The 25,059-nt window shown below is 63.2% G+C and carries 22 protein-coding genes and 1 pseudogene; 16 read left to right on the top strand and 7 right to left on the bottom strand.

Annotated elements, in window-relative coordinates:
• Positions 1 to 3 precede the first annotated feature (3 nt).
• The 8 genes from BM397_RS18925 to BM397_RS18890 all read left to right on the top strand — a co-directional run bounded on the left by BM397_RS18925 (position 4) and on the right by BM397_RS18890 (position 7,955).
• The gene (locus BM397_RS18925) at positions 4 to 594 is read left to right on the top strand and encodes a carboxymuconolactone decarboxylase family protein (RefSeq protein ID WP_245696201.1); all 591 of its coding nucleotides are present in this window, start codon (positions 4 to 6) and stop codon (positions 592 to 594) included.
• Positions 595 to 690: 96 nt separating this feature from the next.
• Positions 691 to 1,434 carry a GntR family transcriptional regulator gene (locus BM397_RS18920; protein WP_092429472.1) on the top strand — a complete coding sequence of 248 codons (744 nt, stop codon included), beginning with the start codon at positions 691 to 693 and terminating at the stop codon, positions 1,432 to 1,434.
• 103 nt (positions 1,435 to 1,537) lie between these two features.
• Complete coding sequence (locus tag BM397_RS18915; RefSeq protein WP_092429470.1) at positions 1,538 to 3,097, top strand: tannase/feruloyl esterase family alpha/beta hydrolase; 1,560 nt, start codon at positions 1,538 to 1,540, stop codon at positions 3,095 to 3,097.
• A 117-nt stretch (positions 3,098 to 3,214) separates the two neighbouring features.
• Positions 3,215 to 4,180 carry a tripartite tricarboxylate transporter substrate binding protein gene (locus BM397_RS18910; RefSeq protein ID WP_092429468.1) on the top strand — a complete coding sequence of 322 codons (966 nt, stop codon included), beginning with the start codon at positions 3,215 to 3,217 and terminating at the stop codon, positions 4,178 to 4,180.
• A 141-nt stretch (positions 4,181 to 4,321) separates the two neighbouring features.
• Positions 4,322 to 4,789, top strand: a complete 468-nt coding sequence (locus BM397_RS18905; RefSeq protein WP_092429466.1) for a tripartite tricarboxylate transporter TctB family protein — start codon at positions 4,322 to 4,324, stop codon at positions 4,787 to 4,789.
• Between the two features lie 5 nt (positions 4,790 to 4,794).
• Positions 4,795 to 6,336, top strand: coding sequence for a tripartite tricarboxylate transporter permease (locus BM397_RS18900; RefSeq protein WP_218124920.1), 1,542 nt, complete (start codon positions 4,795 to 4,797; stop codon positions 6,334 to 6,336).
• Positions 6,333 to 7,001 carry a flavin reductase family protein gene (locus tag BM397_RS18895; RefSeq protein ID WP_092429462.1) on the top strand — a complete coding sequence of 223 codons (669 nt, stop codon included), beginning with the start codon at positions 6,333 to 6,335 and terminating at the stop codon, positions 6,999 to 7,001. The genes BM397_RS18900 and BM397_RS18895 overlap by 4 nt, the downstream gene beginning before the upstream one ends.
• 111 nt (positions 7,002 to 7,112) lie before the next feature.
• The gene (locus tag BM397_RS18890) at positions 7,113 to 7,955 is read left to right on the top strand and encodes an alpha/beta fold hydrolase (RefSeq protein ID WP_092429460.1); all 843 of its coding nucleotides are present in this window, start codon (positions 7,113 to 7,115) and stop codon (positions 7,953 to 7,955) included.
• A gap of 449 nt (positions 7,956 to 8,404) precedes the next feature.
• Here BM397_RS18890 and BM397_RS18885 read toward each other — a convergent pair whose 3' ends face one another.
• Positions 8,405 to 9,910, bottom strand: a complete 1,506-nt coding sequence (locus tag BM397_RS18885) for an NAD-dependent succinate-semialdehyde dehydrogenase (RefSeq protein WP_092429458.1) — start codon at positions 9,908 to 9,910, stop codon at positions 8,405 to 8,407.
• Between the two features lie 80 nt (positions 9,911 to 9,990).
• On the opposite strand from BM397_RS18885, the gene BM397_RS18880 reads away from it, so the two are divergent.
• Complete coding sequence (locus BM397_RS18880) at positions 9,991 to 10,743, top strand: IclR family transcriptional regulator (protein ID WP_176806840.1); 753 nt, start codon at positions 9,991 to 9,993, stop codon at positions 10,741 to 10,743.
• A 6-nt stretch (positions 10,744 to 10,749) separates the two neighbouring features.
• Here BM397_RS18880 and BM397_RS18875 read toward each other — a convergent pair whose 3' ends face one another.
• Positions 10,750 to 11,451, bottom strand: a complete 702-nt coding sequence (locus tag BM397_RS18875) for a GntR family transcriptional regulator (RefSeq protein WP_092429456.1) — start codon at positions 11,449 to 11,451, stop codon at positions 10,750 to 10,752.
• A gap of 243 nt (positions 11,452 to 11,694) precedes the next feature.
• On the opposite strand from BM397_RS18875, the gene BM397_RS18870 reads away from it, so the two are divergent.
• The 6 genes and pseudogenes from BM397_RS18870 to BM397_RS29745 form a co-directional block, all read left to right on the top strand.
• Positions 11,695 to 12,582: an NAD(P)-dependent oxidoreductase gene (locus BM397_RS18870; RefSeq protein WP_092429454.1), complete on the top strand. Its 888-nt coding sequence runs from the start codon at positions 11,695 to 11,697 to the stop codon at positions 12,580 to 12,582.
• Positions 12,583 to 12,669: 87 nt separating this feature from the next.
• Positions 12,670 to 13,086: a carboxymuconolactone decarboxylase family protein gene (locus BM397_RS18865; RefSeq protein WP_092429452.1), complete on the top strand. Its 417-nt coding sequence runs from the start codon at positions 12,670 to 12,672 to the stop codon at positions 13,084 to 13,086.
• Between the two features lie 134 nt (positions 13,087 to 13,220).
• Complete coding sequence (locus BM397_RS18860) at positions 13,221 to 14,216, top strand: DctP family TRAP transporter solute-binding subunit (RefSeq protein ID WP_092429450.1); 996 nt, start codon at positions 13,221 to 13,223, stop codon at positions 14,214 to 14,216.
• 95 nt (positions 14,217 to 14,311) lie between these two features.
• On the top strand, positions 14,312 to 14,998 hold the full coding sequence (locus BM397_RS18855) for a TRAP transporter small permease (protein WP_092429448.1): 687 nt from the start codon (positions 14,312 to 14,314) through the stop codon (positions 14,996 to 14,998).
• A gap of 3 nt (positions 14,999 to 15,001) precedes the next feature.
• Entirely contained in the window at positions 15,002 to 16,585 is a 1,584-nt protein-coding gene (locus tag BM397_RS18850) for a TRAP transporter large permease (RefSeq protein ID WP_092429446.1), read from the top strand.
• A gap of 428 nt (positions 16,586 to 17,013) precedes the next feature.
• Positions 17,014 to 17,369: pseudogene (locus BM397_RS29745) on the top strand (IS30 family transposase); the annotation flags it as partial.
• A gap of 102 nt (positions 17,370 to 17,471) precedes the next feature.
• Here BM397_RS29745 and BM397_RS18840 read toward each other — a convergent pair.
• From BM397_RS18840 to BM397_RS18820, 5 genes are all read right to left on the bottom strand, one after another.
• Complete coding sequence (locus BM397_RS18840; protein ID WP_092429442.1) at positions 17,472 to 19,109, bottom strand: Zn-dependent hydrolase; 1,638 nt, start codon at positions 19,107 to 19,109, stop codon at positions 17,472 to 17,474.
• 87 nt (positions 19,110 to 19,196) lie between these two features.
• Positions 19,197 to 20,507 carry a TRAP transporter large permease gene (locus tag BM397_RS18835; RefSeq protein WP_092429440.1) on the bottom strand — a complete coding sequence of 437 codons (1,311 nt, stop codon included), beginning with the start codon at positions 20,505 to 20,507 and terminating at the stop codon, positions 19,197 to 19,199.
• 1 nt (position 20,508) lies between these two features.
• Complete coding sequence (locus BM397_RS18830; RefSeq protein ID WP_176806838.1) at positions 20,509 to 21,084, bottom strand: TRAP transporter small permease subunit; 576 nt, start codon at positions 21,082 to 21,084, stop codon at positions 20,509 to 20,511.
• Positions 21,085 to 21,227: 143 nt separating this feature from the next.
• The gene (locus BM397_RS18825; protein ID WP_176806836.1) at positions 21,228 to 22,286 is read right to left on the bottom strand and encodes a TRAP transporter substrate-binding protein; all 1,059 of its coding nucleotides are present in this window, start codon (positions 22,284 to 22,286) and stop codon (positions 21,228 to 21,230) included.
• A 26-nt stretch (positions 22,287 to 22,312) separates the two neighbouring features.
• Complete coding sequence (locus tag BM397_RS18820; protein ID WP_092429434.1) at positions 22,313 to 23,125, bottom strand: alpha/beta fold hydrolase; 813 nt, start codon at positions 23,123 to 23,125, stop codon at positions 22,313 to 22,315.
• A gap of 111 nt (positions 23,126 to 23,236) precedes the next feature.
• Between BM397_RS18820 and BM397_RS18815 the strand changes: the two genes are divergently transcribed.
• Complete coding sequence (locus tag BM397_RS18815) at positions 23,237 to 24,157, top strand: helix-turn-helix domain-containing protein (protein ID WP_092429432.1); 921 nt, start codon at positions 23,237 to 23,239, stop codon at positions 24,155 to 24,157.
• Positions 24,158 to 25,059: the final 902 nt, after the last annotated feature.

The following is a 25,059-nucleotide window of genomic DNA, read 5'->3' as shown; positions in this document are numbered from 1 at the left end:
AGCATGGGACGTATCAGCTTCCCCGCGCCGGAGACCATGTCGCCGGCACAGAAGGCCGTCTTCGACGAGATCGTATCGGGGCCGCGCGGCGTGCTCGTCGGCCCCCTGCGGGCGGCGCTGCACAATCCGGTCCTTGCCGATCGCTGGCAGCAACTTGGCCGCGTGCTGCGCTTCGAGACGACGCTGCCGGGCTACCTCAACGAACTGGCGATCCTGATCACGGCGCGGCGCTGGAACAGCCTGCTGGAATGGGCCATCCATGAACGCGACGGTCTGAAGGTGGATCTGGATCAGGCGTGGATCGACGCCCTGCGCGTGGGCCGGGTGCCGGACTTCGGCGACGACGCCGCGGCGGCCGAGATCTACGATTTCGTCTGCCAACTTCTGACGCAAGGCACCCCGAAGCAGCCGGTCTACGATCTGGTGTGCGCGCGCTGGGGCGAGGTCGGGGTGGTCGAGCTGACCGCCGTCGTCGGCTATTATTCGATGGTGGCCATGACCCTGAACGCGCATGAGATCCCGGTTCCGGAAGGGGTCAGCGCCAATCTCCCCATCACCCCCGGCGCCCTCTTCGACCTGCCGTTGCGCAACTGAGGACTGCAGCCGGTTCCCCTCTACCGGGAGTAAGTGATATAAAGCTATAATATCGTCAGATATGCCCGGAAGGCGAAGAGAAGCGAGGACCTTTCCATGCAGAAGCCCAGCTCGACCGACCTGCTCGAGAAGAGCAATGTCGCCCGCTATATCCAGCTTGCCTCGCTTTTCCGCGGCCGGATCGAGCGGGGGGACTGGGCGATCGGGGCACGGATACCGACGGTGGAACAGCTGTCCAAGGAATTCGGCGTGGCGGGAATGACGATCCGCCAGGCGCTCGATCAGATCGAAAAGGAGGGTCTGATCGAGCGGTTCCGGGCCAAGGGCACCTTCGTGCGCGCCCGGCCCGAGCGTGATCTCTGGTGCGAGGTGCAGACCGACTGGAACGGCCTGCTCATGTCGCGTGCCGATGCGCAGATCGAGGTGCTGTCGGACACGCCCGGCGCGACGCTCGCGCAGGCGGATTTCGACCATGGCACCGTTGCGCCCAGCTATCGTCACCTGCGGCGTCTGCACCGGCGGCAGAACGTGCCCTTCCTCGTCGCCGACGTCTTCGTCGACGAGAAGCTGCAGCCACTGATCCCCGAAGAGAACTACTCCACCACCACCGCGATGCGGCTGGTGTCGGACTTGCCGGGCGTGCGCGTCGCTGATGCCCGGCAGATCCTGTCGGTGGCCTCCGCCGATGTCGAGACCGCGCAGCTGCTGCAGCTGTCGCTCAACGATCCGATCGTATTGGTGCAGCGCTTGGCCATCGATGAAGGCGGGCGTCTGATCCTCGTCGCCAACGGAATCTACCGTGGCGACAAGGTGCGGATCGATATGAAATTGCTCACCTGAGCCAGTGGTCCGGGCAAAGACCGGGACCGTGGCGACTCTTTAAGTGACAAAGCTAGCTTAATGATTTAACTTACCTCTCAAGGGAGAAATTGGGAGGAGAATCATGAGATTTCTGGCTCATGGCGCACTGCTTTGCAGTGCCATTGCCACCGGTGCGCAAGCGGATGAGGCAGGCTGCGCTGCGCTTGCAAACATCACCCGGGACGGCCTGAAGATCGCCGAGGCGGCCTGGGTCCCGGCCGGACCCGATGACGATGCCGGGCAGGACCTGCCGGCCTATTGCAAGGTCACCGGGGTGATCGATGAGCGTCGAGGCGTGGGAGACGTGCTCTTCGGCGACCGCTTCGAGTTGCGTCTGCCCGAAGGCTGGAACGGACGCTTCTACTTCCAGGGCGGCGGCGGGCTCGATGGTCGCGTACGCCCGGCCTTTGGCGGCTCGCAGCCGACCGGCGAGCCGGCGGCCGTGGCCGAGGGCTACGCGGTGATCTCGACCGATGCCGGGCACGAGGACAAGGACAGCTCCTTTGGCCTCGATCCCGAGGCCCGCGAGGCCTGGGGCTATCAGGCACTCAAGGATGTTGCCGAGACCGGCAAGGCCCTCACCACCGGCTATTACGGCGAAGCTCCGCACCACAGCTACCTCATCGGCTGCTCCAACGGCGGTCGGCAGGGCATGATGGCCAGCCAGCGGTTTCCCGAACTCTTCGATGGCATCGTCGCGGGCGCGCCGGTGTTCCGCCTGTCGCGCAGCCACGTTGATACCGCCTGGGGCCTGCAGAAGCTGACGGCCATCGCCCCAAGGGACGAGGCGGGCCATCCCATCTTGTCACGCGCGTTCAGCAACGCCGATCTGGAACTTCTGGCGCAGGACATCGTCCAGCAGTGCGACGCGCGCGACGGACTCGCCGACGGGCTGGTGCTTGACCCTGCCGGGTGTGACTATGATCCCTCGGGGCTCGCCTGCAGCGCCGGGCAGGACGCCTGTCTGAGCGCAGAGAAGGTCGAGACGCTGAAGCTGCTGCACGAGGGCTCGCGCGACAGCGCCGGTGAGCGCTTCTACGTCGCATGGAGCTACGACCCGGCGATTGCCGAAGCGGGCTGGCGCAGCTGGCGCCTCGGCACCTCGGAAACCCCGGAGCCCAACGCGATCAAGGCAGGCCTGTCCAACAACGGCATCAAGTATGTCTTCCTGACGCCGCCGGACCCGGCCTTCGACATCATCAACTTCGACTTCGACAGCGACCCGCAGCGCATGGAGGCCTCGGCGGCTTTTGCGGATGCGACCTCGACCGATCTTGGCGCCTTCCGCGATGCAGGCGGCAAGATCCTGCTCTACCACGGCACCGGGGATGCGGCGATCTCGGCCAATGACACCGCCCGCTACATGGCGGCGCTGCAGGCGGACATGGGGGATGTCGGGGATTTCGCCCGCTACTTCCCGGTGCCGGGCATGGGGCATTGCCGCGGCGGGCCGGGGCCCGAGTCCTTCGACGTGCTGCAGACCATCGTCGGCTGGGTCGAGGAGGGCAGGGCCCCCGACAGGCTGATCGCCACCGGCGCGGACCTCGACGGGCGCTCCCGCCCGCTGTGCCCCTGGCCCACGGTGGCCACCTACGATGGCAGCGGCCCCGAAGCCGATGCTGCCAGCTTCGTCTGCAAGTGATGAAACCTGCCGCGGCGGTGGTCAGCCCATCGTCGCGGTCGCCGGGCCGGCAGGTCCGCGTGCAATCACCACAAGGCAGTGGGAGGACCGCACTGCCGCACCATTGGGAGGAAGACCATGAAATCCAGACTGACGGGCCTGGCCCTGTCCGCGCTTGCGCTTTCGGCAAGCCTTGCATCCGCGCAGGACTATCCGGCGCAGCCGATCACCCTCGTAAACCCCTATGCGGCGGGCGGTTCGGCCGATCTGATCGCGCGGACCCTCGCCGAGGGGATGACCGAGAGGCTGGGTCAGCCGGTGGTGGTCGAAAACCGGCCCGGCGCCGCAACGGCCATCGCGGCAACCTACGTGGCGCAGTCCGACCCTGACGGCTATACCCTGCTGATCGCCAGTTCTCCGACGCATTTCATCACGCCCGAGATCCAGCCGGTGCAATATGAGGGTCTTGCCGATTTCGCTCCGGTCGCCATGATCGCCAACGTTCCAAACGTTCTGGTCGTCGGCAGTGGCGCGGAGCTCTCGACGCTCGAAGAGCTGGTCGCCAAGGCAAAGGAGTCGCCGGACACGCTGGCCTTTGCATCTGTGGGGAACGGCAGCCTGCCGCACCTGTCCAGCGTCCTGCTGATGCAGGAAACCGACACACAGATGGTGCACATTCCCTATGGCGGCGCCGCGCCCGCCGTGGTCGATGTGCTGGCCGGGAACGTCGACCTGGCCTTTCTCAACCTGCCTCCGTTGCTGCCGCACATCGAAAGCGGTGCATTGGTGCCGCTGGGGGTCGCCGCTCCGGAACGCACGCCGCTGCTGCCCGATGTCGCGACGATGGCGGAGCTCGGGTTGGGGGAATTCCAGATGAGTACCTGGTTCGGGGTGTCGGCACCGGCCAACACGCCAGAGGATGTGGTCGCGAAGCTCGACGCCGCCATCGCCGATACGTTGCAGGACGAGGAGCTGCGCCAGCGGCTCGAGGCCAGCGGCGTCATGATGTTCTACAAGCCCACGGATGAGTTCGCGGGCTTTCTTGAAAGCGAATCCGAGCGATTGCTGAAGCTGCTCGACGCCGCGGACGTGCCGCGGAACTGACCGCGGCAGATCCGGCGAAGTCCCGAGCCGGGACCGGCGAGCGGTGTCTGACGACATCCGCGGTCCGGTCTGCGCCGGCCAGTGCAGGCACTCGGGCACCCGCTTCTCACCCATTCGACGCAGAATTGGACCCACGCACTCATGGAACCTCAAGAGAATACCGAACCGGGGCAAAGATCCGGCCCCTGGGAATACGCAGTCGCGGCGGCTCTGTTCCTGCTTGGACTCTACGTCGCGTTCGAAGGTGCCAATGTCGGTGTCGGAACGCTTCGGCGCATGGGCCCGGGCTTCCTGCCGGTCGCGGTCGGCTGCGGGCTGGCCCTCCTGGCTCTGGGGATCCTCTTTGAGCTTCGCAGCGGGGGCCGCCCCAAGCTCGATGCGCCGGTGCGCCCGCTGGTCATGGTGACGTTGAGCCTGGGCACCTTCGCCGCGACGGTGGCGCCGCTCGGGCTCGTGCCGGCGACGCTGCTGCTGGCATTCATCGGCGCCTTTGCGGAACGCGCGATGACCCTCCGGCGGGCGGGTCTGACGGCGATCGGGCTGGCGGCCCTTGGATATGTCGTCTTCATCCTCGGCTTCAAGCTGCCGCTCGATGCGTTTTGGGGGTGATGGAGATGTATGCGGATATTCTCATTGGGTTTGAGCGGGCGCTGTCGTTCGACGCGTTGCTGTTCTGCTTCATTGGCGTGACGATCGGCACCTTTGTCGGGGTCCTGCCCGGTGTGGGTGCCCTGGCGGCGGTATCGCTGTGCCTGCCGATGACCTATTACCTCGATCCCACCGTTGCCATGATCATGCTCGCCGGCATCTTCTACGGAGCGCAATACGGCAGCTCGACCGCGTCGATCCTGCTGAATGTGCCGGGCACCGTGACGGCGGCGGTGACGGCGCTTGACGGCTATCCGATGACCCAGCAGGGCCGAGCTGGACTGGCGCTTTTCGTCACGACGATCTGCTCCTTCGTCGGCGGCTCGATCGCGATCATCCTGATGATGGGCTTCACGCCGCTGATCGCCCGCGCGGCGCTGTCGTTCTCGTCGGCAGAGTACTTTCTGATCATGGCCTTTGGGCTGTTCCTTGCCTCGACCATCGGCTCGGGATCGCAGCTGAAGAGCCTTGCGATGGTCGCCCTGGGCCTCACGCTGGGCCTGGTCGGGACGGATCTGAACTCGGGGGTCTCGCGGTTCACCTTCGGGCAGGTTGAGCTCTATGACGGTATCAGCCTCGTCACGATTGCCATGGGCCTGTTCGGCGTGGCCGAGATCCTGAATTCCATCGTCGACGATACGTCTCGCAAACCTGCCACGGGCAAGATCACCTTCAAGTCGATGCTGCCCAGCAAGGCCGAGTGGAAGGTCATCGTAAAGCCGACCCTGCGAGGGACGGCGATCGGCGCGGTGATCGGCGCGCTTCCTGGGTCCGGGGCCACCATCGCGACCTTCATTGCCTATGCGGTGGAAAAGCGCCAGTCGAAGACGCCGGAGCGGTTCGGCAAGGGTGCGCTGGAGGGCATAGCCGCACCCGAGGCCGCCAACAACTCGGCAGTCCAGTCGGCCTTTGTGCCAACCCTGAGCCTGGGTATCCCGGGCGACGCGCTGATGGCGTTCCTTCTGGGCGCGATGATGATCCACGGTGTCGTGCCGGGGCCCAGATTCCTGATCGACCAGCCGCAGATGTTCTGGGGGCTCGTCGCAAGCTTCTGGATCGGCAACGTCCTGCTGCTGATCCTGAATATTCCGCTGATCGGCGTGTGGGTGCGGATGCTGTCGATCCCCTACAACATTCTGTTCCCGGCGATGCTCTTTTTCATCTGCATCGGCGTCTACTCGATCGAATACCAGGTCTTCGACATCGCACTGGTGATGATCTTCGGCATCGTCGGCCTGGTGATGAACCGTCTCGCCTATCCCGCTGCGCCGCTTCTGCTGGGATTCATCCTTGGGCCGATGATGGAGGAACACTTCAAGCGCGCGCTGCTCATGTCGCGGGGCTCTTTCTCGATCTTCTGGGAACGGCCGATCAGCGTTGTGCTTCTGGCGCTGCTCGCCGGGCTGCTTCTCCTCAGCGCGCGGGCGATCTGGAAAAGCCAGCGCGCCGCGTCCCCGTCCTCTCTCTCCGAGCCGCAGATGCAAAGCCAAACAAAGGATACCCAATGACCACCTATGACACGCTCGATGCCGAGGGGATGGATTCCGCAACGGCGTATCGGCTGCTCGTCGGCGCCGTGGTGCCTCGGCCGATCGCCTGGATCAGCACGGTGGACCCGGCGGGCCGTGTGAACCTGGCCCCCTTCAGTTCCTACAACTACGTGGCCACGACGCCGCCAATGCTGGCGGTCAACATCGCGTTGCGGGCCGGCACCGATGGCGAGATGAAGGATACCGCGCGCAACATCCTCGATACCGGGGAATTTGTGGTGAACGTGGCCACGCATGACGCGATGGAGGCGATCCGGGCATCCGCCCAGAACTTCCCCCCGGAGATCAGCGAAGTGGAGGAACTCGGCCTTTCGGTGCTGCCAAGCCGCCACGTTCGCCCGCCGCGCATTGCCGCCTCTCCGATCCAGATGGAGTGCCGTCTCGATCAGAGCGTGACCCTCGGCAAGGGTATCAACACGCTCTACATCGGAGAGGTGCTGGCCTTCCATTTCGCCGAGACCGTGTTCGATGGACGCAGGGTGGACGTCACCAAGCTGGCTCCGATTTCCAGGCTGGGCGGTCCCTTCTTCGCAGGCATCGGCGACATCTATGAACGGCCGATGCTGCAATATGCCCCGGGTGGAGAAGGTTCGGTGGACATGGGCCACACGAAGACCCGGTGACGGAGCAGGCGTCCGGAATTCCGCGCCCCGGGTTCTGAGCGGACCCGCCCCCGGCTCACCCCACGCCGGGACAGGTCGCGGACAGTGTGGGGCCCTTGGAGGAATGGCGACATGAAAACGAGATTTGCGGCGATGGGCCTTGCCCTCGCCTTGGCGATGCCGTGCCTTGCGCAAGCGCAGGTCGAGGAGAAGACGGCGATGAATGGTGACGCGCAGGTGGGCTACTCGGTCCGCGGCGAGGGGCCGCTGGTGGTGGTGATTGCTTCGACCGGCCGCAGCTCCGGCGAGCTTGCGCCGCTGGCCGACAGGCTGTCCGAGCGCGGCTACCGCGTCGCGCTGCCGGAACCGCGCGGCATCGGGGCCAGCACCGGCAAGATGACCGAGGTGTCCTTCCACGACTTCGGCGACGACTTCGCCGCGGTGATTGCCCAGGAGGGCGGCAAGGCCATCGTCGCAGGCCATGCCTACGGCCAGTGGATCGCCAAGACGATCGCCTCTGACCACCCAGAGATGGTCTCGGGCCTGGCGCTGATCGCGGGCGGTGCGAAGTCCTGGCCGTCGGAGCTTTCCGAGGCGATCACCATGATCAACGATCCGGACTCGAGCCGCGATCAGAAGATGGAAGGGCTGCTGCTGGCGTTCTTCACCGACGAGGCGAGCGCCGAGCCCTGGCTCGAGGGCTGGCACCAGGACGTCACAGTCAGCCAGCGCGCAGCGCGCAAGCTGACCGACCGCGAGGACTACTGGGCGGGCGGCACCGCGCCGATCCTCGACCTGCAGGCGGGCTCGGACCCCTTCCGGCCGGAAAGCTCGCGCATGGAGGTCCGCGACGAGCTGGGTGATCGCGTGACGGTCACGGTGATCGACGGTGCCAGCCACGCGCTGCCGGCGGCGAAACCGGTCGAGACCGCGGATGCCATCGCCGACTGGGCGGACGCACTCCTGAAAGACTGACTGTACCGCCGGCGCTCTTCAGGGCTGCGCCATGGGCACCGGGGCCCGTCCCTGGCTCGGGGCGGGCATTTTCCAGGCCGTGCTCGCGCCGGGCGCGCGCGACGGCATCACGGTGTTCACGGTTGGGCCATTTCAGCAGTGCAGGCGCGGTTCCATGGATTCTGAGCGAAGCTCAGTATTGCTAATCCACTGATCGAAATTGCATATTTCGTTCATGCGGGTCCGCGCATGGATACATGCAGCGATACATGCAGCGCGCTGCCTTCAAGTGCGGCGCGCACTGGAAAACAGATGGCTTTCTGATGGGAAAGTCTGCCATGGGCGCGGTTCAGGCGAAACTTAGCGTCAAGAAACGTGTTCCGATCGAACGCTCGAAACTGGCAAAGATCCCTGTCCGGGCGCCAGCGCAGTGCTGCAGCACTGCGCTGGCGCCCGGATCAGCCGGTCCTCTAATGGGCGCTGCAGAGGTATTTCATCTCCAGGTATTCCAGCAACCCGTAGCGGGATCCTTCGCTGCCCAGTCCTGATTGCTTGATACCGCCGAAGGGTGCCACTTCGTTGGATATCAATCCGGTATTGTGACCGACCATCCCGTACTCAAGCGCCTCTGATACGCGCACGGTGCGCGCGTGGCTGTCGGTGTAGAAATAGGCGGCCAGACCGTAAATCGTGTCATTGGCCATTGCGATCGCTTCTTCCTCTGTGTCGAAGGCAAAGATCGGTGCAAGTGGTCCGAAAGTTTCTTCTTGTGCAACACGCATCTCAGACGTCACGCCGACCAGCAGCGCTGGCTCCATCATAAGCCCGCCAAGACGCCTTCCGCCCTGCGCCAGACGTGCGCCCTTGGCCAGCGCGTCGCCGATATGTTCGTCGATCTTGTCGAGTGCCTTGCGTTCGATCATCGGGCCGATGTGGATGCCCGGAGTTTCGCCGGGGCCAACTTCCAGGGCTGCCATGCGGGCCGCCAGCTTCTCGGTAAACTCGTCATGGACTCCGCGCTGCACGAGAAGCCGGTTGGCGCAGACGCAGGTCTGTCCCGCGTTTCGGAACTTGGCCGCCATTGCGCCGTCTACTGCTGCGTCCAGGTCGGCGTCGTCAAAGACGATGAAGGGGGCATTTCCGCCCAGCTCGAGCGAGAGTTTCTTGATTGAGCCTGCGCACTGCGCCATGAGAAGCCGCCCGACTTCCGTCGACCCGGTGAAAGACAATTTGCGCACCACCGGGCTGTCGGTCAGAACTTGACCGATTTCACGGGCCGAGCCGGTGACGACCTGTAGAACCCCGGCGGGCACGCCAGCGCGGCAGGCCAGCTCTGCCAGGGCTAGCGCGGTCAGCGGAGTCAGGTCGGCGGGGCGAAGGATCATCGAGCAACCTGCTGCCAGCGCCGGAGCTGCCTTGCGCGTCACCATGGCCGCAGGGAAATTCCACGGTGTAATGGCGGCGGTCACGCCCACCGGCTGGCGAAGCACGGTGATGCGCTGACCTGCATGAGGGGCCGGGATCGTGTCGCCATAGATGCGCTTTGCCTCCTCCGCGTACCACTCCACGAAGGAAGCGGCATAGGCGATCTCCGCGCGTGCTTCGGCAAGTGGCTTTCCCTGCTCGCGGGTCAGGATCAGGGCAAGATCATCGATATGCGACATGATCAGTTCGAACCAGCGCCGAAGGACGGCGGATCGGGCTTTGGCCGTCCACGCGGCCCAGTCAGCCTGCGCGATGCGAGCGGACTCGATGACGGCCGGGATCTCATCGGGCGACATGCTCGGAACCTGCCCAACACGGCTGCTGTCGGCGGGATTCGTGACGTCGAAAGTCTCACCAGATGCCGCGGCGACCCAGTCGCCATTAACCAGGCAGCGTGACTTCAGAAGGGACGGGTCAGCGAGTTTGGGGGCCGGGTCGGCAAATTGAGGGCTTGCGTTTGACACGTAGATGTTCCATATATGAACCAACATTCCTAATTTGGATCATACCGGCGGCTTTTTGGCGATGTCAATTCGCCAAGGTGTTTCCGCTTGCTTTCAGGAGGTGGCTTTTGCCCGAACGTTCCCTGCGCCGCGCGCCGGCGGTTGAGCGCGCCGCTCGCATTCTTGACCACTTGGCGCAGGCTGGGCGGCCCGTGGGCCTGTCAGACCTGTCCCGCGATCTGGGGGTGCCCAAAAGCTCTGCGCTGGGGATCTGCGAAACGCTGGTGGCTTGCGGAGTCTTGAGGCCAGAGACAGAGGGGTACGCCCTCAGCTCGCACTGCCTGCGTTGGAGCGCAGCCTACCTGAGCGGCACCTCGCTCGTTTCGGAGTTTCGCCGCATTCTGCTTTCCGACCGCGGCGTGTCCGCATACACCGTCACGCTGTCTACGCTCGACAAAGATCACGTGACCTACCTGGACTGCCGCAATTCGGAGCAGCCGTTGGGCTTCACCTTCCGCGCGGGGCTTCGGCTTCCGGCGGTCTACTCGGCCACTGGCAAGGCCATGCTTGCCTACATATCGCCTGAAGAAAGGCGGCGGCTGCTCTCGAACCCCTGGCCGGCCCCGCTGACGCCAAACGGCTCGCGGGATGCTCAGAGGTTCGAGGACGAGATGCGGCTGGTCCGCGCACGCGGTTATGCCATCGACAACGGCGAAATTCGCGAGGGCATGATCTGTGTTGGCGTTCCGGTCATGGCCTCCAGCGGTCAACCATCGGCGGGCATCGCCGTTTCGTTGACGGCCGCGGAGGCCACGCCTGAGCGCTGCGATGAAATCGGCGCGCGTCTGTCGGAGGTCGCGGCGTCGCTCGCATTGGTGTAGCGCGGATCATTCTTCCGCGTCATTGGATTGACCCGTCAGCGCCTGCGCGATGGCCACTCGTGCGGCATTTTCAATATGCTGCTTGCAGGCGGCCTCGGCGCGCTCAGGCTCCCCAGCCGCGATCGCCTCAGAAATCAGGCGGATTTCCCGAACGCTTTCCGGCAGGCGACCTGGTTGCCGCATCGAGGATACTCGAAGCAGGGTGATCCGGTTGTGCAGCGACGTCAGGAATTGCGTGACATAGATGTTACCCGCGCCTTGGGCGAGGACATCGTAGAAGTGCGTCTTGGTTTCTATCAGAGCCTCCTGATCATCGCCCTGGGCCGCGCGATCAAACGCATCAACGGCCCGGATCAGCTTCGCGATGTCTTCCCGCGATCCGTGCCTCGCGAATTCGCGACCGCAAAATCCCTCGAGTTCGGCTCGGATGACGTAGAGCTGGCGCACCTCTTCCGCGCTGAAGGACGCGACAACAGGCCCCTTGTGCGGGTAGCTGACCACCAGCCCCTCGGCTTCCAGCTGGCGGAGCGCTTCGCGAATTGAGGTCCGCCCGACACCAATTCTTTCGCAGAGATCCCGCTCGATCATCCGCTGTCCGGGCTTGAAGGTTCCCGAGGCGATGGCCTTTCGCAGATTGTCCTCGACCATGGAGCGCAGCGTGGCGCTGCGACGTGGGATCTGCAGGTTCTGAGCCTTTGAATCACCCATTCCCGTTCTCCCGAGCTGTGCGTGGCTGGACCAGATCCGGCACATCATTTTGTCTGATTGTATGCATATGTGCTCCGGTAGGCAGTGAGGTCTAAAGACCCAAAGCAAGCACCACACTGCTATAACTTCAAGAAAATAGCAATATGTCGTCTCTCCAAGCGAAGGAGGTGACTGACCGTACGGAAATTGCGTTGACAGATTGTCTGCGAATCTGACAAAGGTGAGAAAAAGGGTGAGGAGCCGATGAACACAAAGAATGAACTTACGGTGGTAGGATTCATCGGGCTGGGCCGGATGGGCCTGCCGATGGTCGAAAACCTTCTTAAATCCGGCTTTTCCGTGCAGGGATTTGACCAGTCCGAGGCCGCGCGCGCAGAGGTCGCGGCCGCGGGCGCGACGGCCTGCAGCTCTGCGAAAGAAGCAGCCAGGGGAGCGGATGTGGTCATCACGATGTTGCCGAATGGCTCAATCGTCCGCGACGTCCTGCTTGGAGAGGCCGGAGTCGCCGACGCGCTGTCGCCCGGGGCGATCATCGTCGATATGAGTTCCAGCGCCCCGACGGACACAACGTACCTGTCCGAGCAACTGCAGCCGCGTGGCTTCCGGCTGGTAGACGCCCCTGTCTCTGGCGGGCGCAAGCGCGCAGTCGATGGCACGCTGACGATCATGGCAGGCGGAGAACCGACCGTGATCGATGCGATCCAGCCCGTGCTCGAGGCGATGAGCGCCAAGATCTTCCGTACCGGGAAGATCGGCTCGGGCCACGCGATGAAGGCTATCAACAACTACGTGTCCGGCGCTGGCATGGTGGCAGCCATGGAGGGCGTAATCCTGGGAGAGACCTTTGGTCTCGCGCCCGAGGTGATCGTGGATGTGCTGAACGTGTCGACTGGACGCAACAATACCACCGAAGTGAAGATGAAGCAGTTCGTGCTGAACCGCGATTTCGGTTCGGGCTTTGCGCTTGGTCTGATGGCCAAGGACATCGGCATCGCCAACGATCTGGCTGAAGCCCTGAACCTACAGATGGGCTCTCTGGCTGAAACGTCCGTTCGGTGGAAGGCGGCACAAGACAGGCTTGGGCCGGATGCCGACCACACGGAAATCTACCGCTTCCTCGCCGACAGCTGACCCCGCCAACCCGATGACGCGATCTGCTCCATTGTCCTGGCAATGGGGTGGGCACCCTGTATCCAAGACCAATCGAAGGAAACCGCCATGTCCATGCATGCCGAAGGCACCGCACCCGACGGAACCCCGTTCACCGAGAAATTCAAGAAGGGGCTGGAAACGCGCCGTGCCGTCCTGGGCGACGAATACGTCAACGCTTCGGTCAACAAAGCGACCGACTATAACTTCCCGATGCAGCAACTGGTGACGGAGTACTGCTGGGATGAGATCTGGAACCGCCCGGGCCTGACCAAGCAACAGCGTTCGATTCTGAACCTCGGCATGATCTCCGCGCTCGGTCGTACCCACGAGCTGCGCCTGCATGTCCGCGGGGCCATCAACAACGGGCTGACCAAAGACGAGCTGCGCGAGATTTTCCTGCAGGTCGCAATCTACTGTGGCGTTCCGGCGGGCATCGACAGCTTCCGCACCGCTCAGGAAGTCTTCGCCGAAATGGACATCTGACCGACGGCTCTTGCCCGTGCGTTAGCGCCACGCTGACGCAGCTCGGAGAAACCCGTCCCGGGAACTGCGCGCCGGGACGGGACGGCAGGCTTGACTGCCACACAAGCGCGGACGGTCATCTATGGGAGGATACCATGACCAAATTCAGCAAATTCCTGTGCAGCGCCGCCGCGCTTTCCGTCATGCCTGTTCTGGCTCAGGCCGCCTGTGACGGCGGCGAGCGTGTCATCAAGTTCAGCCATGTGACAGCGGTCGCCGGCCACCCCAAGGGCGAGATGGTCGCGGCGCTCGCCGAGCGCTTCGACGAGCAGTTCGACGGGACAATGTGCATGGAGGTCTTCGCAAACTCCACGCTGTTCAGCGACGACAAGGTGCTCGAGGCGCTTATGCTGGGCGATGTGCAGCTGGCTGCGCCCGATGTGGGTAAATTCGACGCCTACACCCAGAAACTCCAGGTCTTCAACCTTCCGTTCCTGTTCGACTCGACCGAAGCCGTGCAGGCCTTCACCGAAACCGAGCAAGGTGAAGAAATTCTGATGTCCATGGAGGGCAGTGGCATCATCGGTCTGGGTTGGATCTTCAACGGGATGCGCCAGTTCTCGGCAAACCGCCCGCTTGTGGAACCGCGGGATGCGGCCGGGCTGAAGTTCCGCGCCACGACTTCGGAAGTGACCGAGGCAATGATCGCAGCGCTTGATGCAACGCCGCAGGCACTTGCATTCGCCGAGGTCTACGGCGCGCTGCAAACCGGGGTTGTGGATGGACAGGAAAACACCTGGTCGAACATCTATACCGGGAAATTCTACGAGGTTCAGGATGGTGTCACCGAAACCAATCACCAGTTCCTCACCTACCTCATCGTGACATCGCCGGAGTTCCTCGACAGCCTCGGCGACGATCACGAGGCCTTCACCACCCTCGTGGATGAGGTTTCCGCGGAGTATAACGCCCGCGCCAACGCGGCGAACGAGGCAGCTCGTCAGGCAATCATCGACAACGGCGGAACCGTGCGAGAGCTTACCGACGAGCAACGCGCCGCCTGGGTCGAGGTGATGAAGCCGGTCTGGAAGCGGTTCGAAGCCGATATCGGCACCGAGGTCATCGAAGTCGCCAGCGGTGGCGCGGACTGATGCCTCCGGGGCGACGGCGCAGGCCGTCGTCCCGCGCAGACACATCGCTCTGCACGCACAACACTTTCAACACCCAATTAGAAGGAGGATGCAGCATGTCGGCATACTGGCCGTTCTTTGCCTTGCTGGCCCTCGTCGTCGTAATTCACCTTGTCGAACGGGCACGGCCCGGACTGGTGGTGATGGTCGAGGAACGCATCCTCACCTTGATTCTTGCCGGGATGGTCCTGATTTCATTTGCGCAGGTCGTGGCCCGCTATGCGTTCAACAGCGGCTGGACCGGAGCGCTGGATCTGACCCGCGTCATGTTTGCATGGCTGATCCTTTTCGGCATGTCTTACGGATTGAAGACCGGACTACACCTCGGGGTGGACGTGGTAATCCGGCTTCTTCCGCGGCGGCTCTTCCGTATCTGCGCCACACTGGGAGCCCTCGCGGTCTTCTTCTATGCCGTCATCCTTCTTTCCGCTGACTGGCTCTCGATCTTCGGTGGTCAGGCGCGGGGTGGGGCGGTCTTCTACTGGCAACGCTTCTTCAATTCCGGATTGGGGATGGAGATGCTGCGCTGGCCCGAATGGATGTCCCAGATGTTCGGGCTCGACGAACGTGTGCCGCGCTGGCTCGCCTATCTGATCTTGCCCGTCGGTCTCGCGCTTCTTGCCTACAGGGCGCTGGAGGCGAGCTGGCAAATCGCCACCAACCAGCGCGAAGCCATCATCGCAGGCCATGAGGCAGAACAGCTCGTCGCCGACAACCGTAATTCCGTTTCCGCCGAGGACTGACCCATGGAAACCCTCACCCTGTTCATCCTGGTCTTCACCTTGATGTTGATCGGCGTGCCGATCGCCGTGTCCCTGGGCCTGTCATCCGTCCTTGTGATCGCATTCCTCTCGACAGATTCCATGTCGTCCGTCGCCCTCCAGCTCTTCACCGCGTCCCAAAATTACACGCTGCTGGCAATTCCCTTCTTCGTTCTGGCATCGACGTTTATGACAACGGGCGGCGTGGCGCGGCGGATGATCGACTTTGCGATCGCGTCGGTGGGCCATTTCCGCGGCGGGCTGGCGATGGCCTCGGTGCTTGCCTGCATGCTCTTCGCAGCGCTCTCGGGATCCTCACCTGCGACCGTCGTCGCTATCGGCTCGCTTTCGATCGTCGGCATGGAGCGGATTGGGTACACCAAGGATTTCGCGGCGGGGATCATCGCCAATGCCGGAACGCTTGGCATTCTCATCCCGCCGTCGATCACCATGGTGGTCTATGCCGCGGCCACGGACGTCTCGGTCGGACGCATGTTCCTTGCGGGCGTCATTCCGGGCATCATGGCCGGACTCTCGTTGATGGTGGCGATCTACATCATGGCCAGGGTCAGAAACCTGCCGGCGGGCGAGTGGATGGGAGTCGGACATCTCGTCAACAGTGGCAAGAACGCAGGGCTGGGGCTCTTTCTGATCGTGCTCATCCTGGGCGGGATCTATGGCGGGGTCTTCACGCCGACCGAGGCTGCCGCCGTGGCAGCGGTCTATGCCTTCCTCGTGGCGAACTTCGGCTATCGCGACTCTGGCCCGTTGGCAGACAAATCCTGGGAGCCGGAGGGAGTTTCGGAGAACGCTCGGACCGGACAGCGGGCCATTCTCTATGGTCTGTGCCTGGCGATCTTCATTGTCGTGATCGGCGCCTTCATGCGACAAGCTCATACGCCAGTTGCCGGCCTATTCGTTGGCCTCGGGGCCATGGCAGCCTATCTCTTGCTGCGCGGACGCACCTCTGCCGTACCCGCCTTGGCTTCCGGGGCAGGACTATTCGGGCGAAACATCGCGCTGACAGCTCGGGCCTTCTTTCCGGCGCTCGTCGCTCCGGACACCAGCCGGGCTTTCGTCGAAGCGGCGCGCACGACAGTCATGTTGATGTTCATCATCGTCAACGCCATGCTCTTCGCGCATGTGCTGACCTCGGAGCGTATCCCGCAGGCCATTACCGCCTGGATGCTGGAATATGGCTTTACGCCGATAACATTCCTGATCGCGGTCAATATCCTTCTGCTGATCGGCGGGCAGTTCATGGAACCCTCGGGGCTGCTTCTAATCGTTGCCCCGGTTGTCTTCCCGATCGCCATCGAACTGGGTATCGACCCTATCCATCTGGGGATCATCATGGTGGTGAACATGGAAATTGGAATGATCACCCCGCCGATCGGTCTCAACCTCTTCGTGACTTCGGGGATCACCGGGATGAGCCTTGTTAGGGTGGTCAAGGCGGCAACACCGTTCGTGCTCGTCCTGTTCGCGTTCCTGATCCTGGTGACATACGTGCCGGCTATTTCGACGACGCTCCCCTATGCCATCATGGGCCCCGAGCCAGTACACTAGGGCACTCCGGCGAAACGCTTCTTGAAACCAGATGTCTCTCTCCTCGCCGGCGCTTGTGTGCCGGCGGGGAAACGCTGCTTTCCGTTCCGGTTTCCAGCCATGACGATGGTCATGAGCGGACCCCAGCGAATGGGCTGGGTCAAATGCCAATCCAGGGTTGATGCAGCGTCGGGCTCGCGGCGGTCACGGTGGCCGAATTCGACTGATCGCGGCAGCTAGGCACTGGGTTCAGGCACTGGGTCGCGCTGGCAATTGTCTCCCATGCGCTTTCGCCACGACCGAACAAGACCCGTGGCTGTCTTTCCGCGGGTCGCAGCTTTTCGAGGTTCCATATTTTCGGCCTTACCGAAGAAAGAAAATAGCGGGGTGGAATCACGAACGAAGTGCAAATTCTTTATCAAAACAGGAGTTTGCATGGAGGATGTGGGTTGGGTCGTTGTGACCTTCAGCTGAGTTTCGAGGAGCGGATCGGGATTGCCAAGTGGCGTGAGGCCAAGATGCAGATCCCCGAGATCGCGGACCGCCTGAGCCGCGCCCTTCACCACAAGATGGTTCAGCCCCCTCCGCTCAAGGCTGCCGCCCTGCATGGGCTCAGCGCTGGCTGGTCACCGGAGCAGATCGCCGGCCGGATGCGTCTCGAGCAGCATGGGCCCGTGTGCGCCACGAGACGATCTATGCCAACGCCCACTCGAAGGTGGGTCTCGCCGAGCGCTTTGGGCTTGGGCACCGATGGTGTGGATATCCTTTTCTACCGCAAGCCCCACGGCGCGACCGGATACAAGGTCCCGATTGCTGTGCACTATCCCGGTGACGCCACCAGCCCGTCATCGTGAAACAGCCGGAAAATTCCAGCTTCCGGTGGTCCAGCGCTGGGGAGCAGAGCAGGTCAGCGTTGCGCAAGCTCTTCTGCGCAGCATTTCTGGGCTGCGACCGCCAGAGAGGCCAATGCTTGACTGTCCGATTCCGCTGACAGGGCTTCCTCCAAGGTGGAGATAAGTGCACGCAACGCGTTTTCGGCTCTTGCCACATCCTTGGCAGTCAGGGGCATCCGGTCATGACGCTCCGCGAACGCATCCGCGCGGCTGGCGATCAGGTGCAGAGCGACGGCCATGTCCGGACGGGCCATTGCTGCGGTGCGCGCGGCGGTCGCGAGTGCTTCATGGGCATGGAGGCCTTTGCCGCGGGCTTCGAAAATTTCGATCAGATCGTCAAACATGTTTGCCTCATCGATGGAAGTTTGGGTGATATCTGCTGACGTAGGTTGCGAGAAATAAGTCTTGAGGACTTCGACGCCGACCATCAGGTCGGCGATCTCCATGGCTTCTTGCGGGTTGTGGCTGCCATTGCGGTTGCGCACGAAGACCATGCCAGTGGGCACGCCTGCGCCAGCGAAGACCGCGGCATCGTGGCCGGCGCCCGAGGTCAGGACCAGACCGCGCCCGGCGACCTCCGTCATCGCCCGCTCCAAGGCAGCAGTGACGGCGGGGTCCAGCTCGGCGGGCTGTGTTTCGACCACTGCGCCGGTCAGGAACCGAACCTCGCGGGTCTTGGCAATGCGGCTCATCCGCGCCTCGACCTCGGCGCGCAGCTCCGCAAGCAGGGCCTTCGAGCCAGAGCGAATGTCGAGCGAAAAGGACACGCTGCCCGGAATGCGCGCGATGGCGTGTTGATCGGGATCGGTGCCCACGACGCCCGAGGTCATCACCAGATCGCTGCCGCGGGACAGCCGTTCGAGGCAGTGGGTTTCCAGCCCGTTCATGAAGTCGGCATAGGCCAGAACGGCATCGTGGCGGTCCTTCTGCGGCACGGTGCCAGAGTGCCCGGCCTGTCCGATGCACTGGACTTGGCGGAAGCGAAAGTTGCCCCGGATCGCGGAAACCACGGCAACCGGAAGCTCGGCCTCCACAAGCTGGGGGCCCTGCTCGATGTGCAGTTCTACGTAGGACAATACGCGCGACATGTTGCCGAGTGGCGTTCCCGCCGCAACGGCCTCTGTATCGATCCCAAGCGTATCAAGATGGCTGCGCAACGGACGTCCATCTCCTTTGTGCGGCGCGCTGAGGTCCTTCTGCGTGAGCTGTCCGGTCAGCATCTTGGAGCCGAGATAGCAGGTGCCGAACCATGCGCTTTCCTCGGCCCGCAGCGCGATGCATTTGAGGGGTCTCTGCAGATGACTGTCGCCGCGATGCGCGTTCAGAAGCACCAACAGCCCCGCGACAATACCGGCAAGGCCATCGTAATTGCCGCCGCATGGCACGGAATCCACGTGGCTTCCGATAAGATCCCACGCTTCCGCCTCGGCATGTTCCGGCAGGCAAAAGACAAGGTTGCGGCCCGCGTCTTCCTCGACCGCCAGTCCCTGCGCTGCCATCTCGCGCGCCAGGTAGCCCAGAACGCGGCTCTCGTCCTCGGAGAAGGCCGGACGGGAGACCCCCTCGGCATCGGGCGCAAGTCCGCGAATGTCGTCGAAGAGCCGTGCGGCCAGCGTGTCGAGCGGTTCGACGGAGGGAGCGGGGGCGTTCATTCTGTTTCTCGCTTTCAAGCGGCCAAAAGGGGGAGTGCCGCTGGCCCGAGGGGGCCAGCGCTCAAGGAGCTTCCGAAGGAGGGGAGATCAGCCGTAGAGCATGTCCGGCAGCCAGGTCGCGAGGACTGGCGCGGCGATCAGCAGGCCGACCAGAACCAGCATGCACAGGGCAAAGGGGATCGCGCCCAGCACCACGTCGCGCACGTCCGATCCGGGTTTGCGGATGCCCTGCACGACGAAGAGGTTCATGCCGACGGGCGGCGTCACCAGCGACAGCTCGCACATGATGACCACGAAGATGCCAAACCAGACCGGGTCGATCCCCTGCTGAAGCACGATCGGGGTCACGATCGGCAGGGTGGTGATCAGCATCGAGAGCGTTTCCATAAAGCAGCCGAGGACGAGATAGAGACAGATCAGCAGCAGCAGGGTCATCAGCGGGCCGGTGCTGACCGTATCGACCCATTGAGCGACGGCCTGCGGGATGCCGATGAGACCCAGCACGAAGTTGAGGAAGAAGGCCGCGACGATCAGCAAGGTTACCATGCCGGTCACCTTGATCGTCGAGCGGAAGGCTTCGGCGAGCATCGCGCGGTTCAGCCGGCCGCGGGCCGCAGCGAGGCCGGTGGCGGCGACGGTGCCAAGCGCGGCGGCTTCGGTGGCGGTGGCAAAACCGGAATAGAGGCTGCCCATGACCACGGCGAAGATCAGCAGGATCGGCAGCAGATCGACCAGCAGCACGAGCCGTTCGCGCATCGGGGCAGGGGTGCCACCGCGTCCCGCCGATGCGCGGTCGAACCGCGTCCAGACCACGATGACCGCCGAGAAGAGGATCGTCATCAGCACGCCCGGCACAACCCCCGCCGCGAAGAGACGGCCCACGGAGGTGTTGGTGATCGCGCCATAGATCATCAGGTTGATGCTGGGCGGGATCAGGATGCCAAGTGTGCCGCCTGCCGCAATGGAGCCGAGGGCGAGGCGCTCGTTATAGCCGCGCTCGGTCATGTTCGGCATGGCCACGCTGCCGATGGTCGCCGCCGTCGCAACGCTCGACCCGGAGGTGGCCGAGAAGATCGCGCTGGCAAAGATGTTGCTGTGCAAAAGGCCGCCGGGCACGCCGCGCACCCATGCCGAGAGCGCATTGTACAGCCGGTCGGTGATGCCCGAGCGAAGCAGCAGTTCGCCCATCAGCACAAACATCGGAAGCGCGACGAGCAGATAATCGTTCGACGTCGACCATGCGAGGCCGCCGATGTTCATCACGACAGCGGGCCCGAAGGTGAGCAGCGCGCCGATCACGCCGAGCATGGCCATGACAGCGGCCACATGGAACCCAAGAAGCGACAGGCCGACAAGCAGGGCGATATAGAGTGCGGCGAGGGTTGTCGTTTCGATCATCTCAAAGTCCTTCCGGCGACTGGCGCCTTTTGAGCGAGGTCAGCTCGGCCTGTGTCTCGGCAGAGACATCGTCGATGTCGAGGTCGCGCGCTGCTGCGGCGATGCCGCCCTCGCCGGGGATTTTCGCAAGCGCGCGGACCAGCCGGGCGGCGATGACGAGGGTGAAGCAGGCCAGAGCCACGAGCCAGATGCCCTGCGGATAGACCAGCTTTGTGCCGAGCGGGGTCGGGGAAACGGCGCCAAGCTCGTAGGAGCGAAGCCATTGCGCCCCTCCGCGCCAGGTGAGCAACAGCGCGAAGGCCAGCAGGATCGCATGCGACAGAACATTCAGCACCAGCCGCACCAAGGCCGGGAAGCGGGCGACGATCAGATTGATCCGGATGTGGGCATTGGCCACATACGCGGCGGTGAAGCCGACGGCGGCGCCGATGGCATAGATATAGCCGCCGATCTCGTCCACACCGGCCAGAGAATGGTTGAACAGCTTGCGGCTCAGCACTTCGTAGGCGGTCAGAAAGGCAAGGCCCAGAAACCCGGCCCCGGCCACAATCGTCACGATATCCAGAAGTTTCCGCATCCGCTGCTCCATCGCACTTTGGTCATTGCGCCGTTCGTCTCTTAGGCGTGCGGCGCCACGTGAGTCCCAGAAAAAAGGCGCCGGACCGACGGATCGGCCCGGCACAGGTTGGACCGGCCCGCAAGGGGCCGGTCACGGGGAGGTCATTCGATGCTGTAACCGGTTGCGGCGCCGACGGTCTCGTTCCAGATCGCCGAGCATTCGCCAAAGGCCGCGTCGCAATCTTCGGCCCAGCCGGGCAGAACCACGGAATTCACCGCTTCGATCAGCTTCTCTTCGTCTTCGGCGGAATATTCGACAAGCTTCATGTCGGCAGCGTCACCAAAGGTGCATTCACCTTCGCCGGTGTTGCAGGCGATGCCCTGCGCGGTGGCATCCTCGGCGACCGACCACATCTCGTCTTCCATCTTGGCAAACTCGGTGGTGAGCGCCGCGCGGTCGTCTTCGGGCAGGCCATCCCAGAATTCGCCATTGGCGACATGAAGCTGGTTCGCCCATGTGAGCGGCAGGGTGAACAGCGTGTCGGTCACCTCATGCCACTTTGCCTCATACCCCGAGAGCGAGGCTGCGATGGCGCAATCGACGACGCCGCGCTGCAGGCTCGGATAGACCTCCGAGAAGGGCAGGGTCACGCCGCTTGCACCGAAGTAGGACACCAGATCGTTGAGCGCCGGCGAGAAGACGCGCACCTTTTTGCCCTTCAGATCGGACAGGCTGTTCAGCTCGCCGCTGCAGAACAGCATCGAGGCGGGATAGGGCCAGATCGTCAGCAGCTCGCCGTCGAACTTCTCGCGAACCCGCTGGGCAAGCGGTCCGCGATAGGCCTCGATGGCGGCGCGATTGGTGTCCAGTTCCGGCATGATGCCGGGCAGGTCGAGACCCATCACGAAGGGATCATCCCCCGCAACATAGCCCGGCGAGATTTCCATGACCTGGAACACGCCCGACTGCAGCTGCCGGAAACCGTCGTAGCCCTTCAGGCCCAGCTCGTCGATCGAGCGGAAGCGCACGGAGACGGCACCATCGGTCGCCTCTTCAAGACCTTCAAAGAAGGGCTTTTCGATTTCGGCGTTCTGGTATTGGTTCGAGAACCCGCCAAGCACATTGACGGCGGTCTGCGCCGAAAGCGTGGCGGGAAACAGCGCGGCGGTCAGTGCAAAGGCACCGAGCGCTTGGCCGAGCTTGGAGCACGAGGGCTTCATGAGGGTGGTCCTTTCTGTTGGGAACATCACTGGTCCGCTTTGGTTGTTCCGTCTTTCACGTCGCGGAGAAACGAATGGAAGACGGTGTCAAACTCGGTTTTCGATTCGAGCATGGGAGAGTGGCCGCAGTCCTTGAACACATGCAGCCGCGCATTGGAAATACCCGCCATCAGCAGCTCGGCGTGTTCCATCGGGCGCCCCGAGTCCTCGGTGGGATGCAGCACCAGCGTCGGCGCTGCGATATTCGGAAGGTCGTCGACAAGATCGGTGTCCAGCAGGCTTGCCTGAATGTCGATCACCGCTTGCATCGGCGCTTGCATGGCACGCTCGACATAGGCGTCGAAGAACCCCTCGGGCGGCTCTTTGTAGAACCACTTTGCGCTGATGCCGCGCATGAGTTCCTCGGTGATGCCGTTCGCCTCGCGCATCGTGGCCAGCAGGCCCCGTCCGGTGTTGTGCCCCTTCATTGTCGGGCCGCTGCCGACCGTGACAAGGCCGCCGATCACATCCGGATAGCTGATCGCCGCCTGCTGACACACGACGCCGCCCATGGAGTGGCCCACGATGACCGGGCGCTCAAGGCCGAGCGCCTGCGCAAAATGCGCGACCCGGGCTGCAAGGCTTTCGATGGTGTACCCGTCGGGCGGCGCGTCCGAGCGCAGGAAGTTGTTGATCGCGTAACCGCTAAACCCCTCGGGCAGGCTGTCCATGGTCGAATGCCACAACTCGGACGAACTGCCGAAGCCGCCATGCACGAAAATGACCGGATAGCCGTCTTGTTCGGTGCGGTCGTAAACAACCTTCGCGCCGTCAACCGTGGCGGCAAGATGAGTCAGCATGTCTTGTCCCTCTAACTTTTCGCCACCATCGCCTGAGAAGGGCTTTCGCAGAAGTTTCAAGAAATGATAAAAATGAAAAATTAGTCACCAGATTCTCATGAGGTGAGACAAATGGCCAAGACCGGGCCGCGCTTTTCCGACATCGGAGACCGCCTGCGCACCTATCGCATCGCCTCGGGGCGCAGCGTCGATGATCTTGCGGCCCGGCTCGGGGTGAGCCGCGCGGCGGTCTATCGCTACGAGAAGGGCGAGGTGGTGAAGATCGAGACCGTGCAGAAGCTGGCGAACCTCTTGCAGGTCCCGATGACGGCGCTGCTGGGGATCGACATCGAGTTCGTCTCGGACGGGATCGTTTTCTTCGAGCGGATCCGGCAGATCGAAGCGCGGGCGCTGTCCTCGGTCATCGTCTTTGGCCCGATTGCCTATATGCTGACCTCCGATGAATATGACGAGGTGCTGCGCGAGGCGCTGACCGAGACCTTTCCCGATGTTTCCACCGGGGTGCAGCGCCGCCTCGATGATCTGCTGACCTCTCTGCGCGGACGCAAGGAAACCTTCCGGGCGCGGCGCATGGGGCTGGTGTCGATTTCCTCTGTCCCCGAGATCGAGCGGTTCCTTGCCACGGGGCTCGTGGCCCGGAGAAATCCTTCCGCGCGGCTGGTGCACGCGCGCCGCAGCCATGCCGTGCGCGAGGTCAGGCATATCGCGCAGATGCTGCGTTCGCCGCAGATGGGCGTGCAGATCGGCGTGCTGACCGAAGGGCTGCCGGTGTCCGGTTTTCAGATCATCCGCGAGATGGATCGCAGCCGCGTCGTGAACAGCCCGTTCCGGGTCGTCGATATTCCCAACGTGCGCTACGGCGTCGCCTCGATCATCGACATGGAGCACGTGGTCCAGATGCACGAAGACATCGCGAACCGCCTTTGGACATCGGCGCTGACCGATGTCCCGGCTGCGCAACTGCTCGAAGACCTTGCGGATCGCGCCGAGGCGGATATCGCTCGCGTCGATAGGGGAACTGGCAGGGATTGATGCCGTGCGGCCCGATGATGAGCGCGGTCAAATACCATCCAGGGTCGGCGGATCGACGGCGTGCCGCCTTGGGCGCTAACGCGGGCCGGAAGTCGGAGATGTCCTTGTCCGGAGGTCATTGCTTCGCCCGCGGTTCAGCATGACAGTGGCATGTCCTCCTGATCCGCTCTGGATCAATCTGGCATAGGTGTCGCCAGGAGAGGCTACCCAACGCATCAGCATAGCCGTCATCGGGTCCAAGATCCCGCGGACAGGCTCTGGTGGTCGGTCTCGACCCTGTATCGGGAACAGTCGGCGCATCGCGCCCCACACATGAGCGCGCCGTCCCAGCAGACCGACGAAGAAATACGCGAGCTTTTGGCCCGCCGCATATGCGGTGAACTATCCCTGCTGGCACAGGCTCGCGGGGGCAAAGGTGCCGGGAAGAGGGCCCTCACTCTCTCCTTTGACTTCATCGAGCACTTCGGCGGTGCCGAGGATCACCTTTTGCGCCGCGTATCAGCTGTTCGATGCGGGGAAATCGAACCTTCTGCGTGACGCATGCGATGGGCGAGCCAACTCGGTCTGCCCGTCTGGTGAGGCAGAAACGCTGAAGAAATGCACAGAAAACGGGCAACTGGCACGGGAAGCTTCTCCGGTGCCTCTCTTCCGATATGTCGGTATTGATATCACGTGATATATCTCCAAACATCTCATTAGAACGCAACCGTGGATGATTCGATTATTCATGTATGGACAAGATCAACGACCAGCTCTTGCGTCCCGAACGCAGAGCGCGACCGCCGGAGCTCGTCGCGTGATTACAGATACTTACGCATATTCTGTCTTCATAACTTCTCCGTGCATGGCCCGATCCGGACGGACACCTCTGAAGCCGGGCTTCGCCAAAGAGCACATCGGTC

This window comes from Alloyangia pacifica (assembly GCF_900116195.1).
Lineage (GTDB): Bacteria > Pseudomonadota > Alphaproteobacteria > Rhodobacterales > Rhodobacteraceae > Salipiger > Salipiger pacificus.
The sequence above is the reverse complement of the archived record's forward strand: the minus strand, read 5'-3'. Positions and strand labels throughout refer to the sequence as shown.

Coding starts and splice junctions, on each gene's coding strand:
- BM397_RS18840 (WP_092429442.1), bottom strand. CDS start 19,109: ATGAACGCCCCCGCTCCCTCCGTCGAACCGCTCGACACGCTGGCCGCA.
- BM397_RS18820 (WP_092429434.1), bottom strand. CDS start 23,125: ATGCTGACTCATCTTGCCGCCACGGTTGACGGCGCGAAGGTTGTTTAC.
- BM397_RS18860 (WP_092429450.1), top strand. CDS start 13,221: ATGACCAAATTCAGCAAATTCCTGTGCAGCGCCGCCGCGCTTTCCGTC.
- BM397_RS18825 (WP_176806836.1), bottom strand. CDS start 22,286: ATGAAGCCCTCGTGCTCCAAGCTCGGCCAAGCGCTCGGTGCCTTTGCA.
- BM397_RS18865 (WP_092429452.1), top strand. CDS start 12,670: ATGTCCATGCATGCCGAAGGCACCGCACCCGACGGAACCCCGTTCACC.
- BM397_RS18900 (WP_218124920.1), top strand. CDS start 4,795: ATGTATGCGGATATTCTCATTGGGTTTGAGCGGGCGCTGTCGTTCGAC.
- BM397_RS18890 (WP_092429460.1), top strand. CDS start 7,113: ATGAAAACGAGATTTGCGGCGATGGGCCTTGCCCTCGCCTTGGCGATG.
- BM397_RS18885 (WP_092429458.1), bottom strand. CDS start 9,910: ATGTTGGTTCATATATGGAACATCTACGTGTCAAACGCAAGCCCTCAA.
- BM397_RS18830 (WP_176806838.1), bottom strand. CDS start 21,084: ATGCGGAAACTTCTGGATATCGTGACGATTGTGGCCGGGGCCGGGTTT.
- BM397_RS18905 (WP_092429466.1), top strand. CDS start 4,322: ATGGAACCTCAAGAGAATACCGAACCGGGGCAAAGATCCGGCCCCTGG.
- BM397_RS18895 (WP_092429462.1), top strand. CDS start 6,333: ATGACCACCTATGACACGCTCGATGCCGAGGGGATGGATTCCGCAACG.
- BM397_RS18835 (WP_092429440.1), bottom strand. CDS start 20,507: ATGATCGAAACGACAACCCTCGCCGCACTCTATATCGCCCTGCTTGTC.
- BM397_RS18855 (WP_092429448.1), top strand. CDS start 14,312: ATGTCGGCATACTGGCCGTTCTTTGCCTTGCTGGCCCTCGTCGTCGTA.
- BM397_RS18920 (WP_092429472.1), top strand. CDS start 691: ATGCAGAAGCCCAGCTCGACCGACCTGCTCGAGAAGAGCAATGTCGCC.
- BM397_RS18815 (WP_092429432.1), top strand. CDS start 23,237: ATGGCCAAGACCGGGCCGCGCTTTTCCGACATCGGAGACCGCCTGCGC.
- BM397_RS18850 (WP_092429446.1), top strand. CDS start 15,002: ATGGAAACCCTCACCCTGTTCATCCTGGTCTTCACCTTGATGTTGATC.
- BM397_RS18875 (WP_092429456.1), bottom strand. CDS start 11,451: ATGGGTGATTCAAAGGCTCAGAACCTGCAGATCCCACGTCGCAGCGCC.
- BM397_RS18870 (WP_092429454.1), top strand. CDS start 11,695: ATGAACACAAAGAATGAACTTACGGTGGTAGGATTCATCGGGCTGGGC.
- BM397_RS18915 (WP_092429470.1), top strand. CDS start 1,538: ATGAGATTTCTGGCTCATGGCGCACTGCTTTGCAGTGCCATTGCCACC.
- BM397_RS18910 (WP_092429468.1), top strand. CDS start 3,215: ATGAAATCCAGACTGACGGGCCTGGCCCTGTCCGCGCTTGCGCTTTCG.
- BM397_RS18925 (WP_245696201.1), top strand. CDS start 4: ATGGGACGTATCAGCTTCCCCGCGCCGGAGACCATGTCGCCGGCACAG.